The organism is Chelatococcus sp. GCM10030263 (assembly GCF_042666455.1).
Classification (GTDB): Bacteria; Pseudomonadota; Alphaproteobacteria; order Rhizobiales; family Beijerinckiaceae; genus Chelatococcus.
Map to the genome: position 1 here is coordinate 798,350 of NZ_JBHTDB010000005.1, position 14,309 is coordinate 812,658.

Sequence of the window (14,309 nt, forward strand, 5' to 3'; positions counted from 1 at the left end):
AGGAGAGGGAGCATGACAATGACTTCGTATCGATCGCCTCGCGGGTGGGTGGCTGCCGCTGCCGCGGCCTTGCTCGGATTGGGGGCTTCCGCCGCACAGGCGCAGGAGCCCTTCAAGGTGTTCCTCAACATGAGCTACAGCGGCAATACCTGGCAGGCCGGTGCCGCCAACGGCATAAAGGCGCTGGCCGCGACCCCGCCCTATGACAAGACGGTGGAGTTCAAGACCATCATCTCGGGCACCGACGTCCAGAAGCAGATCTCGGACCTGCAAAGCATGATCGCCGCCGGCGCGAATGCCATCCTGCTCTATCCGCTGTCGCCCACCGCCCTCAACCGTGTGATCAAGCAGGCCTGCGACAAGGGCGTCGTGGTCTTCACCTACGACAGCACGGTAACGGAGCCCTGCGCTCATAATGTCAGCAATATTACGGCTCGCTACGGCGCCAACACGGCGCAGTGGATGGTCAATCAGATGGGCGGCAAGGGCGAGCTGATCTTCAACCACGGCGTCGCCGGCACGACCGTGACCAGCACCTATGACAAGCAGGCCTATGGCGTCTTCAAGAAATATCCGGGCATCAAGATCGTCGGTGATTTCTACGGCAACTGGAACGATGCCACGTCCCAGGAAGAGGTGGCCAAGATCTTGGCTGCCCATCCGAATGTCGATGCCATCTGGACGGTCGACGGAACTTACGGGTCGCTGCAGGCCGTCATCAATAATCGGCCGGACCGGCTGGTCGTCATTGCCGGGCAGTCCAACAACGGCTACCGCCTGATGATCGCCGACCCCGCCATGCAGGCAAAGGGGCTCAAGGGCGTATCGTCCAGCGCCGGCCCGGCCGTCGGCCCCTATGCCTTCAAGCTCATGATGGAGGTCTTGACGGGCAAGAAGAAGCTCACCGGCAACAATATCGAATATCCGCTGCCTTGGGTCGAGGCTAAGGATGTGAAAATATGCACCGGTGAGACATTCACCGACGGCTGCAATACATTCCCGGCCGACAAGGTGCCGCCGCTCTTCATCGACACCGCCCTCGACGGCAAGCTGGTGCCGGAAGTAAGCCTCAAATCCGTGCAGGAGGGGACGCCGACCTCCGGCGCCACAATCACGGAGCTGCCGGCGGTGACCTATGCCGACAGTCTGCCCGGCATCAACTGCAGCAAATGCGAGGCGCCGAAGGACTGGCTCGAGCCCAACAAGGTGCAGCCGATCCCGGTGCCCTGATGGTCGCCTGTTCTGCCTGAAACGCCGCGGCCTCGATCCGTCGAGGCCGCCCCTTGCCGAGGATGAGGCCATGTGTTCGCTGTGCGGTGTTCTCGGAGCGAGCGACCATTGGACTGACGCTGTGGCCCGTCCTGGCGTCTATACGCGCAACGCCCAAGGCAGCGATCGTCGCCGCGAGCGCGCCAATCGCGTCAGGGTCGCGAACCGCGTGCTCGCGCCCTTCGGCATGCGGATCGCGGACTGGCAGGGATCATCCTTCGTGATTTCCACCCGCACCGGCAAGACCGCGATCATCGACGATCTCGGTCATCTCTGGCCGGCGGCCGAGCGTCTCTCCGGCAGGGCCTGTGATCCGCTCGATCCGGAACTGATCGAACGCATGGAAGTCATGCGATGATCGAGTTCCCAGCCTTCACGCCGGTCAACCTTCTCACGGGCTTTCTCGGCTCCGGCAAGACGACGCTTCTCAAACGCATGCTGAGCGACCCAGCCCTCGGCGATACGGCCGTTCTGATCAATGAATTCGGCGAGGTCGGCCTCGACCATCACTTGGTCGAGCGGATCGACGAGACCATGGTCCTGCTGCAGTCGGGCTGCCTGTGCTGCACCGTGCGCGGCGAATTGGCCGATGCCATCCGCGATTTGCACGCGAAGCGTGGGCGCGGCCTCGTGCCGCCGTTCCGGCGGCTGGTGATCGAAAGCACCGGGCTTGCGGATCCTTTCCCGGTGCTCTCCACCATCAAGGCAGATCCGGTGCTGCGGCACCATTTCAAGCCGGGCAATGTGATCACCACCGTCGATGCGGTCAACGGTGCCACCGAGCTCGATACCTATATCGAGTCCAATCGGCAGGTCGCGATCGCCGACCGGCTCGTGGTGACCAAGGCCGATCTCGCCACGGAGGATGAGATCGGATTGCTCGTCGACCGGCTGCGGCGCATCAATCCAGACGCGATGCTGGTGCAATCACAAGACGATCTGGACGTCGCAGATTTGCTGGAACCCCGGTCGGCGACCCGCGGCAGCCTCCTTCAGTCGGAAAGTGGCTTCTTCTGCGAGGAACCTGCGGATCTCGCGACCGCCGACGGGCGAGTGCACCGCTCGGCGATCGCTTCATGTGTCCTGACGCTCGACGAGGCTGTCGACTGGACGGCCTTCGGTATTTGGCTGACGATGTTGCTCAATCGGCACGGCGAGCGCGTGCTCCGGGTGAAGGGCATTCTGAATATCGCCGGCGAGGCGCGGCCGGTTGCGATCCATGGCGTGCAGCATCTGGTGCATACACCCGTTCATATGGACGCCTGGCCGACCGACGACCGCCGCTCGCGCATCGTCTTCATCGTCGACGGGCTTGATCTCGACCTTCTGAAACGCTCCTTCGCCGCCTTCGCGCTCGCCTCCCCCTCTGACATCCGCATGGTCTCCTGAGGCCGTCCGCCTTCATGAAACGCCTGCGTCCTGCTCGCCCTATGCGGCACGATGCGCTGCTTACGGTCTCCGGCAATTGTTCGGTGCTGGTTCCCCGGTGAAGCGGGCGGCGATCCATGCGGTCGCCATATCCGCGCTTCGGTGGCCGGTGAAGGCGTGGATGACGCCGGGCATGATCAGGTAATTCACCGCCACCCGGTTCGCGCATAGACCGCCTGCAAAGGCGAGGGTGACATCCGGATCGACCACTTTGTCCGCTGTCCCTTGGGCGAGGAACACGGGCACGCCGCCCGAGGAAGCGCGCGGGGTGTTTTGCGCCATCAGCCTGCGCCAGGGCTGCACCTCGGTGAGATCGTTCACTTTGAGGAAGGCGGATTGCAGCGGCCGTTCCGCCAAGCGCAAGCCGATCACCTCGACCAGCGACTCGACGCAGTCATTGGCAACACGGTTCATGGTCGCCATCATGTCCGGATCGACGACATTGTCGAGCCGCGCCCCGTAAACCCGCGACCAGGACCAGAACGCCATCGAGGTCAGGATCTTGCCGCCCGGCGTGTTGATGTCGTCATTGAAGAGGGTGGCGAGCTCGGTCGCAGGTGCTGCGGCCGCAAGTCCCATGAGCTCGAGCTCGGGAGCATAGCTGCGCGTCAGCTGGCCCGCAAAAAGGACGGCATGGCCGCCTTGGGAATGGCCCCAAAGGGCAAAGCGAGCGCCCGCCGCCGATCCGACCAGTGCCCGCGCGGCGCGCACCGAGTCGAGGACGGCCCGGCCTTCGCTCACGCCGACGAGATAGGGATGCGGCCCCGGCGTGCCGAGGCCTGGATAGTCGGTCGCCGTCACGATGAAGCCGCGCCGCAGGAGATCCCGCAGTCCGGGAATGCTGCCGAAGACATTCGGCCGCAGCGACGGCGCGCAACGCGTGACGACGCCGGACGTGGGATGCGCCCAGGCAACGATGCCGGGGGCTTGCGGCGACGTCGCGTCGGAGGGCACGACCACCACTCCCGATACCGTGATTGGCTCCCCCTTGAGCCCGGTCGAGCGATAGAGAATGCGGTAGGCCGTCGAACCAAAGGGCGCATTCGCCATCGGCTCGGCCTGAATGAGCGCGCCTGCCCTTTGAGCTGGCGCAGCGCTCGCTGATGCGGCGAAGATGATGCCTAGACCGGCCGCAAGTAAAAGGTCCGAGAACCCGGAACGGAGATGCTTGATCAGGTGGAGCATGTTGCCTTCCATCGTGATGGAAGGCAGATCTTAGCCGAGCTTCACGCCAAGGTCGCGTCTAGACGCAATCCTGCTCGCCGATGACGTCGTCCGCCGAAGAAATACGCGCCAAGACATGGACAGCACCGCGCACGCGGCTTGTCTTCACCCGCCGCTGATGGCGGTGAGGATGAAGACATCGGCGCCGGGGCGCAGCGGGCTTGCGAGCGTCGCGCGCCGGCCGTCGACGAAGACGTTGATGTGGCGGCGGATCGCCGGCGTTGAATCGCAGATCCGGTCGCGCATCCCCGGCCAGCGCTCGTCGAGCGCATCGACGAGTTCCTCCACGCTGCCGACCGACAGTTCAAGCCGCCGCTCGGCATCGGGGAAGAGGCCGGCGAAGAGTGTCGGGAGTCTCACCAGCACCGGCCGCCTTTCCTCGCTCTGCATCGCTTTACTCGCTGTCAGTCGTCGATGACGAGCGTCTCGACCGAGGCGATGGTCGGCAGATGCTGGGCGACGCAGGTCCAGCTCTCGCCCTCGTTGGTGCTCGCATAGAGTGAGCCCGAGCCCGTACCGAAATAAACGCCGGCCGGCTCGAGGCTGTCTGTGGCGAGCGCCTGGCGCAGCACGCCGAAGAAGGCGCTCTGCTGCGGCAATCCTTCCCGCCGGTCGCCCCAGGTCTCGCCGCCGTCGCCGGTGCACCAGACAGCGGCCTTGGCTTCCGGCATGTAGCGCCCGGCGATGTCGCCGTTGAGCGGGATGAGGTAGAGCCGCTCCGGATCGCGCGGGTGGACCGCCGCCGGAAAGCCGAAGCTCGAGGGAAGCCCCGCCTCGATGCTCTGCCAGCTGCGCCCGCCGTTGTCGCTGCGATACATGCCGCAGTGGTTCTGCTGGTAGAGCCGGTTTGGCTTGCCCGGTGCCATCACGAGGCAATGCACGCATTGTCCGTGCTCGGGATAGCGCTGGTCCTCGGGCATGAAGTCGGCCCGTGTGCCGCGGTTGCGCGCTTCCCAGGTCTCACCGCCGTCAGACGTTTGGAACACGCCGGCGGCCGAGATGCCGACCCAGATCTGCCGTTCGTCCTCTGGATGGAGCACGAGCGAATGCAGGATCAGACCGGCGCCGCCCTCGTTCCATTCCGGCCGCGAGGGGTGCTTCTGCAGCCCTTCGAGATGCGTCCAGGTCAGCCCGCCATCGTCGCTGCGGAAGAGCCCGGCCGGCTCGACGCCCGCATAAAGCCGGCCGTGGCCGGCCGCGAGGCTCCATACCGCCTTCACCGGCTGCTCGCCTGTGGCATAGGCGAGACCCTCGCTCGAATGCGTCCAGGTCGCCCCGAAGTCGTCCGAGCGCCAGACGGCTGGCCCGAACCAGGGATTGCCGCCCGCGCCGAAGATCCGGCCCGTTGCCGGATCGGCGACCACATGCTGGATCGGCCAGGTCTCGCAGAAGGGGCCGCGCAGATCCCAGCCGCGACGCTCTGCGTCGCTCTCCAGGATGAATGCGCCCTTCTTGGTGCCGATGAGAACGAGGACTTTCTTCGCCATCTCCACCCTCCGAAAAGTCGCGCCGGTCGGCGCTCTTGGGCCTCTTGGACCACGTGGGTCTTGCAGGCCGATAGGGACCCTTTGCCTTCAGACGACCACCATCCACGGCACGCCGAAGCGGTCCGCGACCATGCCGAAGCGTGGCGAGAAAAAGGTCTTGCCGATCGGCATGCGGATTTCGCCGCCCTCGGCAAGCGCCGCGAACAGCCGGTCGGCCTCTTCCTCGTTGGCCGCCGAGAGCGACAGGAAAAAGCCCTGGAATTGGGCGGCCTGCGTGCAGCCCCCGTCCGATGCCATGACGAGACTGTCGCCGATGCGGAGCGCCGCGTGCATCACCTTGTTCTCCGCGCCGGGCGTGACCATGCCGGGCGGAATCGGATCAGGGGACTCGCTGAAACGCATGAGCATCTCGACTTCGGCGCCGAGCACCTGCTTGTAGAACGCGATCGCTTCTTCGCAGCGGCCCTCGAAAAAGAGATAGGCTTGCACCTGCATGATCATTCCTCCGTCGGTTCGACTCCCCCGAGGACGTGGGAGGCGATAAGGATCCGACAACTGGACGCGATTTTTTTGCAAAGGCGAGGTAGTTGGCGCCGGCTGCAGCTTTTTCGTCAAGCGGGCGAATGGCCGATGCGCCGACCAACGGCGCCGAAGCCGCTTTCCCCCAGCACCGCGAACGCGATATCTCTATGCGATCCTATTCCCTTCAGCCCGGATGCTCCATGACCATGCTCCAGCGCACGTCTTCCATCGACCCGGTGAAACTCGACAGGCTCGCCCAGGTGGCGGTCAAGATCGGGCTGCAGTTGCAAGCCGGGCAGGATCTCTTCCTCACGGCTCCGGTCGCGGCTCTGCCGCTCGTGCGACGCATCGTCGAACATGCCTATCGGGCGGGCGCCGGGCTGGTGACGCCCATCCTCTCCGACGAGGAGATCACGCTGGCGCGCTATCGCTTCGGGCCCGATGCGAGCTTCGATCGCGCCCCGAACTGGCTCTACGAGGGCGTCGCCAAGGCTTTTGTCGGGAATACCGCGCGGCTTGCGATCGTCGGCGACAACCCCATGCTTCTCGCTCAGGAGGATCCGGCCAAGGTCTCCCGCGCCAACAAGGCGAATTCAGTCGCTTATCAGCCGGCGCTCGAAAAGATCGCTGGCTTCGACATCAACTGGAATATCGTTGCTTATCCCGGCACCGCCTGGGCGAGAGAGGTCTTTCCGGGCGACGAGGAAGACGTCGCGGTCACAAAGCTCGCCGACGCGATCTTTGCCGCATCACGCGTCGACACCGACGATCCGATCGCCGCCTGGGCGGCCCATAACGCGGCGCTGCGCGCCCGCACCGCGTGGCTCAACGGCCAGCGCTTTCAGGCGCTGCATTTCTCCGGTCCCGGCACGGATCTGATGGTCGGGCTCGCCGACGACCACGAATGGCAGGGCGGCGCCTCCACGGCCAAAAACGGCATCACCTGCAACCCGAATATCCCGACGGAGGAGGTCTTCACGACGCCACATGCGCGTCGCGTGAGCGGGCATGTGAGGAGCACCAAGCCCCTGTCCTACCAGGGAACGCTGATCGACGAGATCGCCGTGCGTTTCGAGGAGGGGCGCATCGTCGAGGCCAAGGCCGCGCGCGGCGCCGAAGTCTTGAACAAAGTACTCGACACCGACGAAGGTGCCCGGCGGCTCGGCGAGGTGGCGCTGGTGCCCAATTCCTCGCCCATCTCAAAGAGCGGCATCCTCTTCTACAACACGCTCTTCGACGAAAACGCCTCCTGCCACATCGCGCTCGGCCAATGCTATTCGAAATGCTTCCTCGATGGCGGCAAGCTGACGCCGGAAGAGATCGCGGCTAAGGGCGGCAACAAGAGCTTCATCCACATCGACTGGATGATCGGTTCGGGCGAGATCGACATCGACGGCGTCCATGCGGACGGCCGGCGTGTGCCGGTGTTCCGCAGGGGCGAATGGGCCTGAGGCCGAGTGTCAGTCGCGCTGCCGGCGTTGCAGTGCGCCCGGCGTGACGCCGAAGGCTTCCCGGAAGGCGGCGACGAAGGCGCTGGTCGAGGCATAGCCCGCATCCATGGCCGCCGCCTTCACTGGCTTGCCGTTGAGGAGCGCCTCGGCGGCGCGGAGGAGGCGCACCTGCCGGCGCCATAGCCGGAAGGAAAGGCCTGTCGCGGCATGGATCCGCCGCTGCAGCGTGCGCGTCGACAATGCGAGCCGCTCGGCCCAAGCGGCGAGATCGCGCTCGTCCTCCTCGTCGGCGAGCCAGTGCTCGTGCATCGCGGCGAGCCGCGGATCGGACGGTGTACGGCCGAGCGGCGCCGCTGACGGGGAGGGACGCAGCCGATCGAAGAGCACATCGACGAGCCTCTCGAAGGCTGGCGTCGCGCGGTCGGACGGCGAGGCTTTCGCGGTCGTGCGCACGAGCTCGCGTTCGAGCGCGCCGAGTGCCAGCGCGACTGCTTTGCCGCCGAGGCCCGGCACGACGTCCGGCCGCAGATAGAGATTGAGCGCCGAGCGCGCTGTCCTGGCGGAGATCCGGTGCGGCAGTCCGCCTGGCAGCCACATGGCTTCGCCGGGCGCGAGCACGTGAAGCCGCTCGCCGGCAGCGACCTGGATAACAGCATCCGGACAATAGGCAATCTGGCCGCGCGTATGGGCATGGCGCGGCGGCGTGCCGGCCGGCGCGAAGTGTCGCGCCGCGCCGATGAGGCGGCTCCCGTCCTCCATGAAGCCCGCATGCGGGTCGATCAGCATCGCGTCACCCTTCAGTATCGCGTCACCTTGGCGATAGCGATTGGCGGTTCGCCGACACCGGGACGGACGCCGATCGGCTAACCTTCCGCGACATGAACATTCCTGGACGTCGATGACAATTCCAGAGATCTTGCTGCTCGCCGGCGCGGGGCTCATGGGCGGCCTCAGCAACGCCATCGCCGGCGGCGGCACCTTCTTCACCTTTCCGGCGCTCGTGGCCGTCGGACTTGCGCCGGTGGCAGCGCTCGCGACGAGCGTCGTCGCGATCTGGCCCGGTCACGCCACGAGCCTTCTCGGCTATCGCGATGAACTGCGCCGCGAAGGCCGCCGGCTCACGCACAGCGTCGTGATCTTCGCGCTCGGGGCGGTGCTGGGCGCGTCGCTTTTGCTCGCGAGTGGCGATGCGCTGTTTCGCGGGCTCGTGCCTTGGCTCGTCCTCGCCGCCACGCTCCTCTTCGCGGCCGGACCAACGCTCCTCACGGCTCTTCGCCGGTACCACAAGGGGGCCGCGCCGCCGGCCGTCGCTGGAGTGATCGAATTCGCCGTCGCCATCTACGGCGGCTATTTCGGCGCGGGTCTCGGCATCATGCTGATGGCCGTGCTGACGCTGGTCGGCGTCGAGGACCTAAATGTGGCGAATGCGCTCAAGAACGCGCTCGCCACCGTCGCCACAACCGTCGCGGCGGTGATCTTCATGGCGACCGGGACGATCGACTGGATGGCCGGCGGCATCGTCTTCGGCGGGGCGATCGTCGGCGGCTGGCTGGGCGCGCGCATCGCGCGATGGGTCAAGCCGGCCGCCCTGCGGGCGATCGTCATCGCAGCCGGTCTCACCCTCTTCTGGTCTTACCTATAGCGCGCGCAAAAAACCTCCCCGATCGGCGATCGGGGAGGCATGTCTCGATCCGCGAGCGAATGCGTTCAGATGTTGCGTTCGATCGCGCCCTCGACGGCCCCGGCAATTCCGCCCATGCCGGATTTCGAGATCTGGCCGGTCTGCGCGCCGCCGTCGGGCCGGGCAGGCGCGAGGCTCGGCTTATCGCCCAGAGGCTGTGAGACCTCGCTGGTGAAGCTGCCCTTACCGTCGATGCTGGCGCCGGAGGTCCAGCGGCCTTCAGGGATGGAGCCGTCCGTCATATGGCCGAGATAGACATAGGAGAACTCCTGGTTCTCCTCGTCCTGCGGGAAGCTGTTCGGGATCGGGAGATTGGCGGAGCCGCCCATGTCTTCGATCGCGGCAAGCCACTGCTGCTGGTGCATCGTGTCGCGCGCGATGAGGAAGGACAGCATGTCCTTCATGCCCGGGTCGTCGGTCATGTTGTAGAGCCGCACGGCCAGAGCGCGGCCGGACGATTCGGCCGTGACATTGGCATACATATCGGCGGCGATATTGCCGGATGCATAGACGTGGGAAGCATCGAAAGGAACGCCGTTGGCATCCGACGGCAGGGCGGCAAGGCCGGTCGAGAGGATATGCCGGAAGTCCATGCCGTTCAGCACCGCGCCTGCGACGGCATCGCTCGACACATCCTCAGTGAAGGACAGTGGCGCGCCTTCGAGGTTGAGTGCAACCGCGGTAGCCAGCATTTCGATATGGCCGAGTTCTTCGGTTGCAGTATTGAGAAGCATATCGCGGTATTTCGCCGGGCCGCGAGCGCCGAAAGATTGGAACATATACTGCATGGCGACGCGGATTTCACCCTCGACGCCGCCGATCGCCTGCTGGAGCGCGCGGGCGAATAAAGGATTGGGAGCTTCGACGCGGACGGGATATTGCAGCTTGCCATCTGTATAGAACATTGCGCATGACCTTTCGGTGGAAGCCCGCGCAGACGCCAACCAGCGCGCAAACATACGGAGGGAGCGGCCTGCCGTGAATCTGCGGTGAGTGATCGCAATCTTGTGACGCGGGACGGCTTCTTCCCCTTCAACACGAGGATCCGACGAACGTTCCCGAGAATCGTCGACGTTTATGGAAGATGTCGCTACCTTAGATCTGGTTTAAACTAGCTATTACTTTACAATAAGACGACAAGCGGGACAGTATAGAATAGGAGAGTATCTCGCCAGGGCTGCGGCTTCGGGGCCGACGCGCGCGATATCGCGCGCCTCGCGCTCAAGGGCAGCATGGGCATGGGTGCTTCGGCGAGCGGGACAGCGGGTCCTCGATCCAGGGCACAACACGGCCTCTGCGCATAAAAAAGGACGCCGGAGCAGGTGCGCTCCGGCGTATTTCTTCACATGAGGAGTCGGCAATAGAGTCGCGCCGGCTCAGTGCTTGGCCGTCGCGCCTGGTGTTTCCTCGCGCATGAGATAAGCCTTGGTCAGATTCGGCAGGTTCTGCTCGAGCCAATCGGCCATGGCCTTCTCCTCCTGCAGGATCTGCTCGCAGATGCGCGCCGTCTCCTGGTCCCCGACCTGCTCGGCCGTGGTGACGAGAATGCGGTAGGAGGCGATCTCCATGGCCTCGAAGGCATAGCTCGCGATCGAGCCCTTCATGACTTCGTCGCCGACGAACATGCCGCTCATGGCCTGGCCGAAGGCCATCATCTTGCCCCCGGCGTCCTTGATCATCGAGGTGCTGCCGCCGCGGCGCTCGATGCAGCCGCGCACGAGATCGGCCTGGCGCTGGGTTTCGCGGATATGCTGCTCGATCCGCGCCTTCAGATCGGGATAGTTTTCGAGCCGGCTGGCGACACCCGTCAGCATGGTCTCGGCTTGCTGTTCGGCAGCATGGGCGTCACGGAGCCATTCCATCAGGCGTTCTTCGGCGCTTGCCATCTCGGGTCTCCTCGTCAGGGGGTGCAACCAGGGGAATGCTGACCTTTCAACGACCGGTTTTGCGGGAAGTTCCGCGTGTCAGCGCAACAAGGACCAATGAAGATATGGTATTTCGCGCCGCTTCACCGGCGATACCAAAATAATTGTTGAGCTCAAGTCCGATTTTTGTCTCGCTGAAGCTTGCCGACTTCGTCCTTCAGCGTCTCGAGAAAGGAGCACAAAGCTTCGCTGGGGTCGTCCGCTTTTCCGGTCAGGACAGTGATCCCCCAGCGGCCGAGGACAGCCTCCTGCACCACATTCGGCTCGGGCATGAAGACGAAGGAGCGCGGGCGGTCGTTCTCATAGCCGGATTCGTTCCAGGTCTGCCAAAGCCGGTAGAGCAAGAGCCGGATGTTCATGTCCGACATGCTGTAGCCGATGAAGAGGACGGTGCTGCCGAGCGCGTCCGCCCGGAATTTCGCATCGAGCGGCGAGTCGAACGACAAGCGGCTGAAATAGTCGGTCTCGGCGAGCACGAGTGATTCATCGTCGTCGAAGTCGCCATGATATTTGACGATCTGCGTCACGCCTTGCCTTGCCGCCGCGATATCCTTGGCATTGGCGATCTTGGTGTATGGCTTGCGGTGGATCTCGTAGGCGACTTCGAGATTGCGGTCGTAATTGGTCGTGTAGATGATCGGGAAATCGAGCGCCACGATGAGGCCGTGCAGCCGAGAGCCGGCAACCTGCTCGCGCGAGACGTCCCAATTGCAAGCCATCCAGCGGCTGAGTGGTTCGATGCTGCCCTGTTTCAACCGGTAGTATTCGGCGAGCATCTGGTAGCTCAGATCGGGCGCACCGATCGCCGCGTCGTCGAGCCCGAGCTCTTTTGCCATATGCTCGATCAGCCGGCGCCAGGAAGGCAGACCGACGCTCATCGACACTCCGGCGCCGACGAAGAGAATGGCACGGCCTTCGCAGATGGAGCGGGCGAGATCCTCGACGATCGGCTTGTTCGACATGGCCCTGAGATGGCCCCTTTTGCGGCCTGGCAGCAGAGGCGGCCGGTGCGGCCGCGAGTGATAACCTGGCGGAGACATCTCGTGTTCCGCGCGATTGCGTGTGATATCGGTGGCGAGGCGGCAACCATCTTGGGCGGCCTGTCGTTATCGTCTTGCCATGAGGAGAACTGTCATGACGAGGGGATTGCTACGCTTGCTCTTAACCGGCGTTCTGGTCGCTGCCGGTTTCTATATGCTCGGCAAGGATGCCCAGCGCGACGGCGAGGAACGGCCGGATGCGCGTCGTCCGCGAGGCCGCGAGGGCTCGGGGCGGGCGGCGGCGCAACGGCGCGCGAGCCGCCGGGCTTCACCCGGGGCGGGTGTGTCTCACCGGGCAGCCGGGCCCGAGTCGATGCGCGATCCGCCGGACGATTGGGACAAGGTGGACGAAGCCTCGGACGAGTCCTTTCCGGCGAGCGACCCGCCCGGCTATTCCGCCGTACGGCCGTGACGCGATCACGGCCAGAGCGTAAAGCTCGGCCGAGCGATCATCAGCCAAAGAATACCGAGCACGGCTGCGAAAGCGGGAAAGCCGAAGGCAAACCACGTCCAGAACAGCCGGTGATAGGCGGCGGGCAGGGGCTTGCCCTCGGCCGCCGCCCTCTCGGCGAGATCGCGCATGCGCATCTGCATCCATACGACCGGTAGCCAGAAGGCGCCGGTGAGGAGATAGAGCAGGATGGAAAGGACGATCCAGCCCTCGGTGAGGGAATAGCCGACTGTCCAAGCCAGCGCGACGCCGGTGATCGGCTGCGCGACGACAGCGGTCGCGGTGAAGACAAAGTCGGCGATCACCACGATGCGGGCGACCGCGGCGACCTTCACCGCCTCGCCGGTCAAATGCGCCATCAGCATGAAGAAGGCGATGCCCGCGCCGGTGCCGAGCAGCACGGCCGCGCCGACGACGTGCAGAAACTTCAGGACGACATAGAGCGTCATCGGTCCCTCAGCAGGGCGAAGGCCGCCAGGTTCAGGACGATGATCGGCCAGATCTTCACCATCGGTCCGAGCGGATCGATCCACAGACGTGGCAGGATCGCGGTTCCTGCAGCCGCATAGAACAGCGAAATGGCCAGCGCCGCATAGAGCGCCGGGCGGGCGGTGCGGCGGAACGCGATGCCGATGCCGATCAGGAGGTCGGCCAGGCCACCGGCGATCACCGAAGGACCGCTGAGCGCGCCTGCGCCGCCCTCGCGCATCAGGCTGACGCCGATCTCGTAGCCGGGCCCGACGGAGAGAAGCCCGGTGACGATCCAGAACAGCGAAAAGACGGTGAAGACCAGCGGCTTCAGAAAATAGAGGGCAGCGAACCAGCGCTCCTGCACGCCGGCGGGCTCCGCGGCAAGGGCCGACTCCAGGCTCTGGGGCACGAGCCCGGTGACGTCGGTCCATGGGCGGGGGTCGCCGACCGCGCCACGCCCGATCTCGCGCTGCGCGGTCGAGCGCATGGGCGGACGCCAGCCGAGAAGCCCCGCGAAATCGCCGAGCCGGAAGAGGGCCGCCGCCACCCAGGCCGGCAGCCGGACGGTGGCCGCCTCGCGCCAGCCGAGCCAGCGCCGATAGGCCTGCACCACCTCGGCGAAGGTGAGCCGCTCCGGGCCTGCAAGTTCGAGCGTGAGCCGCGCCGGGGCCTCGGGCGCGAGAAAAAACAGGACGGTCGCGACGACGTCGTCGAGCTGCACGATCTGCAAGGGGCCGGTGCCCGGCATCATAGGCATGAGCGGCAGGCCGGCGAGGCCGCGGAAGAGCGCGCTGCCGCCATAGGCCTGGCGACCGACGACAACCGAGGGACGCAGGATCACCCAGTCGAGATCGTGCGCCATCACCGCCCGTTCGCCATCTCCCTTCGAGCGGGAGAAGTCGCTCATCGCCTCCCGATCGGCTCCGATCGCCGAGAGATGCACGAGCCGCCGGACGCCCGCCGTCTCGCAGGCGGCGGCAAGCGCAGCGACCGCATCGGCGTGCAGGCCCTTGGCGCTCTCGCCTGGTGCGTCCTGGAGAATGCCGGCACAGTTCACGACGGCATCAAGGCCCGTGAGATGCGCCGTCCAGAGCTGAGGCTTGCTCATGCGGGCGATGTCGAGCGAAAGCCATCGGGCTTTGGGAAAGCGCCGGGATGCATCGGCGATGCCGCGGGCGATGCCGACGACATCGTGGCCGGCTGCGAGCAACCGGGCCGTGACCGCAGAGCCGATCAGTCCGGTTGCGCCAATGACCATCACTCGCATCGGCGCTCCTGCTCCTTCCGCAATAGGGGACGACATCGGACAAGCGACTGAACCGGAGGTGGAACGAATAACAAGCGATACCGTTCCGGAACA

16 protein-coding genes are annotated in these 14,309 nt (G+C 65.2%); 6 read left to right on the top strand and 10 right to left on the bottom strand.

Annotation, left to right across the window (positions count from 1 at the left end; translation table 11 throughout):
- Positions 1-12: 12 nt before the first annotated feature.
- The 3 genes from ACFQU1_RS13880 to ACFQU1_RS13890 all read left to right on the top strand — a co-directional run bounded on the left by ACFQU1_RS13880 (position 13) and on the right by ACFQU1_RS13890 (position 2,658).
- A complete protein-coding gene (locus ACFQU1_RS13880; RefSeq protein ID WP_378133455.1) occupies positions 13-1,230 on the top strand; it encodes a sugar ABC transporter substrate-binding protein in 1,218 nt (405 codons plus the stop codon).
- A 70-nt stretch (positions 1,231-1,300) separates the two neighbouring features.
- Positions 1,301-1,627 carry a hypothetical protein gene (locus ACFQU1_RS13885; protein ID WP_378133457.1) on the top strand — a complete coding sequence of 109 codons (327 nt, stop codon included), beginning with the start codon at positions 1,301-1,303 and terminating at the stop codon, positions 1,625-1,627.
- Positions 1,624-2,658, top strand: a complete 1,035-nt coding sequence (locus tag ACFQU1_RS13890) for a CobW family GTP-binding protein (RefSeq protein WP_378133458.1) — start codon at positions 1,624-1,626, stop codon at positions 2,656-2,658. The genes ACFQU1_RS13885 and ACFQU1_RS13890 overlap by 4 nt, the downstream gene beginning before the upstream one ends.
- Before the next feature lie 60 nt (positions 2,659-2,718).
- On the opposite strand, the gene ACFQU1_RS13895 is transcribed toward ACFQU1_RS13890, so the two are convergent.
- The 4 genes from ACFQU1_RS13895 to ACFQU1_RS13910 form a co-directional block, all read right to left on the bottom strand.
- Positions 2,719-3,882, bottom strand: coding sequence for a lipase family protein (locus ACFQU1_RS13895; protein ID WP_378133460.1), 1,164 nt, complete (start codon positions 3,880-3,882; stop codon positions 2,719-2,721).
- A gap of 144 nt (positions 3,883-4,026) precedes the next feature.
- On the bottom strand, positions 4,027-4,311 hold the full coding sequence (locus ACFQU1_RS13900) for a MoaD/ThiS family protein (RefSeq protein WP_378133462.1): 285 nt from the start codon (positions 4,309-4,311) through the stop codon (positions 4,027-4,029).
- Between the two features lie 14 nt (positions 4,312-4,325).
- Positions 4,326-5,408: a WD40/YVTN/BNR-like repeat-containing protein gene (locus tag ACFQU1_RS13905; protein WP_378133464.1), complete on the bottom strand. Its 1,083-nt coding sequence runs from the start codon at positions 5,406-5,408 to the stop codon at positions 4,326-4,328.
- A gap of 87 nt (positions 5,409-5,495) precedes the next feature.
- Complete coding sequence (locus ACFQU1_RS13910) at positions 5,496-5,903, bottom strand: VOC family protein (RefSeq protein ID WP_378133466.1); 408 nt, start codon at positions 5,901-5,903, stop codon at positions 5,496-5,498.
- A gap of 227 nt (positions 5,904-6,130) precedes the next feature.
- Between ACFQU1_RS13910 and ACFQU1_RS13915 the strand changes: the two genes are divergently transcribed.
- A complete protein-coding gene (locus ACFQU1_RS13915; RefSeq protein WP_378133468.1) occupies positions 6,131-7,381 on the top strand; it encodes an aminopeptidase in 1,251 nt (416 codons plus the stop codon).
- A gap of 9 nt (positions 7,382-7,390) precedes the next feature.
- Here the strand turns inward: ACFQU1_RS13915 and ACFQU1_RS13920 are convergent, their stop codons facing one another.
- The gene (locus ACFQU1_RS13920; RefSeq protein WP_378133470.1) at positions 7,391-8,167 is read right to left on the bottom strand and encodes an AraC family transcriptional regulator; all 777 of its coding nucleotides are present in this window, start codon (positions 8,165-8,167) and stop codon (positions 7,391-7,393) included.
- Positions 8,168-8,279: 112 nt separating this feature from the next.
- Between ACFQU1_RS13920 and ACFQU1_RS13925 the strand changes: the two genes are divergently transcribed.
- A complete protein-coding gene (locus tag ACFQU1_RS13925; protein ID WP_378133472.1) occupies positions 8,280-9,023 on the top strand; it encodes a sulfite exporter TauE/SafE family protein in 744 nt (247 codons plus the stop codon).
- A 65-nt stretch (positions 9,024-9,088) separates the two neighbouring features.
- Here the strand turns inward: ACFQU1_RS13925 and ACFQU1_RS13930 are convergent, their stop codons facing one another.
- The 3 genes from ACFQU1_RS13930 to ACFQU1_RS13940 all read right to left on the bottom strand — a co-directional run bounded on the left by ACFQU1_RS13930 (position 9,089) and on the right by ACFQU1_RS13940 (position 11,949).
- The gene (locus tag ACFQU1_RS13930; protein WP_378133474.1) at positions 9,089-9,967 is read right to left on the bottom strand and encodes a manganese catalase family protein; all 879 of its coding nucleotides are present in this window, start codon (positions 9,965-9,967) and stop codon (positions 9,089-9,091) included.
- 471 nt (positions 9,968-10,438) lie between these two features.
- Entirely contained in the window at positions 10,439-10,948 is a 510-nt protein-coding gene (locus tag ACFQU1_RS13935; RefSeq protein WP_378133476.1) for a ferritin-like domain-containing protein, read from the bottom strand.
- A 152-nt stretch (positions 10,949-11,100) separates the two neighbouring features.
- Positions 11,101-11,949: an SIR2 family protein gene (locus tag ACFQU1_RS13940; RefSeq protein ID WP_378133478.1), complete on the bottom strand. Its 849-nt coding sequence runs from the start codon at positions 11,947-11,949 to the stop codon at positions 11,101-11,103.
- Between the two features lie 172 nt (positions 11,950-12,121).
- Here ACFQU1_RS13940 and ACFQU1_RS13945 point away from each other — a divergent pair, with 172 nt between their 5' ends.
- Positions 12,122-12,439 (top strand): hypothetical protein, encoded by a 318-nt coding sequence (locus tag ACFQU1_RS13945; RefSeq protein WP_378133480.1) that lies wholly within the window; start codon positions 12,122-12,124, stop codon positions 12,437-12,439.
- A 5-nt stretch (positions 12,440-12,444) separates the two neighbouring features.
- Here the strand turns inward: ACFQU1_RS13945 and ACFQU1_RS13950 are convergent, their stop codons facing one another.
- Both ACFQU1_RS13950 and ACFQU1_RS13955 read right to left on the bottom strand, forming a co-directional pair.
- Positions 12,445-12,927, bottom strand: coding sequence for a DUF2269 family protein (locus ACFQU1_RS13950; protein ID WP_378133482.1), 483 nt, complete (start codon positions 12,925-12,927; stop codon positions 12,445-12,447).
- Entirely contained in the window at positions 12,924-14,216 is a 1,293-nt protein-coding gene (locus ACFQU1_RS13955; RefSeq protein ID WP_378133484.1) for an SDR family oxidoreductase, read from the bottom strand. Before ACFQU1_RS13955 ends, ACFQU1_RS13950 begins: the two co-directional genes overlap by 4 nt.
- Positions 14,217-14,309: the final 93 nt, after the last annotated feature.

What these genes read in the sequence shown, in the direction of transcription:
- ACFQU1_RS13935 (WP_378133476.1), bottom strand. Translation starts at nt 10,948, where the DNA reads ATGGCAAGCGCCGAAGAACGCCTGATGGAATGGCTCCGTGACGCCCAT.
- ACFQU1_RS13885 (WP_378133457.1), top strand. Translation starts at nt 1,301, where the DNA reads ATGTGTTCGCTGTGCGGTGTTCTCGGAGCGAGCGACCATTGGACTGAC.
- ACFQU1_RS13900 (WP_378133462.1), bottom strand. Translation starts at nt 4,311, where the DNA reads ATGCAGAGCGAGGAAAGGCGGCCGGTGCTGGTGAGACTCCCGACACTC.
- ACFQU1_RS13930 (WP_378133474.1), bottom strand. Translation starts at nt 9,967, where the DNA reads ATGTTCTATACAGATGGCAAGCTGCAATATCCCGTCCGCGTCGAAGCT.
- ACFQU1_RS13895 (WP_378133460.1), bottom strand. Translation starts at nt 3,882, where the DNA reads ATGCTCCACCTGATCAAGCATCTCCGTTCCGGGTTCTCGGACCTTTTA.
- ACFQU1_RS13890 (WP_378133458.1), top strand. Translation starts at nt 1,624, where the DNA reads ATGATCGAGTTCCCAGCCTTCACGCCGGTCAACCTTCTCACGGGCTTT.
- ACFQU1_RS13925 (WP_378133472.1), top strand. Translation starts at nt 8,280, where the DNA reads ATGACAATTCCAGAGATCTTGCTGCTCGCCGGCGCGGGGCTCATGGGC.
- ACFQU1_RS13915 (WP_378133468.1), top strand. Translation starts at nt 6,131, where the DNA reads ATGACCATGCTCCAGCGCACGTCTTCCATCGACCCGGTGAAACTCGAC.
- ACFQU1_RS13950 (WP_378133482.1), bottom strand. Translation starts at nt 12,927, where the DNA reads ATGACGCTCTATGTCGTCCTGAAGTTTCTGCACGTCGTCGGCGCGGCC.
- ACFQU1_RS13905 (WP_378133464.1), bottom strand. Translation starts at nt 5,408, where the DNA reads ATGGCGAAGAAAGTCCTCGTTCTCATCGGCACCAAGAAGGGCGCATTC.
- ACFQU1_RS13955 (WP_378133484.1), bottom strand. Translation starts at nt 14,216, where the DNA reads ATGCGAGTGATGGTCATTGGCGCAACCGGACTGATCGGCTCTGCGGTC.
- ACFQU1_RS13940 (WP_378133478.1), bottom strand. Translation starts at nt 11,949, where the DNA reads ATGTCGAACAAGCCGATCGTCGAGGATCTCGCCCGCTCCATCTGCGAA.
- ACFQU1_RS13920 (WP_378133470.1), bottom strand. Translation starts at nt 8,167, where the DNA reads ATGCTGATCGACCCGCATGCGGGCTTCATGGAGGACGGGAGCCGCCTC.
- ACFQU1_RS13945 (WP_378133480.1), top strand. Translation starts at nt 12,122, where the DNA reads ATGACGAGGGGATTGCTACGCTTGCTCTTAACCGGCGTTCTGGTCGCT.
- ACFQU1_RS13880 (WP_378133455.1), top strand. Translation starts at nt 13, where the DNA reads ATGACAATGACTTCGTATCGATCGCCTCGCGGGTGGGTGGCTGCCGCT.
- ACFQU1_RS13910 (WP_378133466.1), bottom strand. Translation starts at nt 5,903, where the DNA reads ATGCAGGTGCAAGCCTATCTCTTTTTCGAGGGCCGCTGCGAAGAAGCG.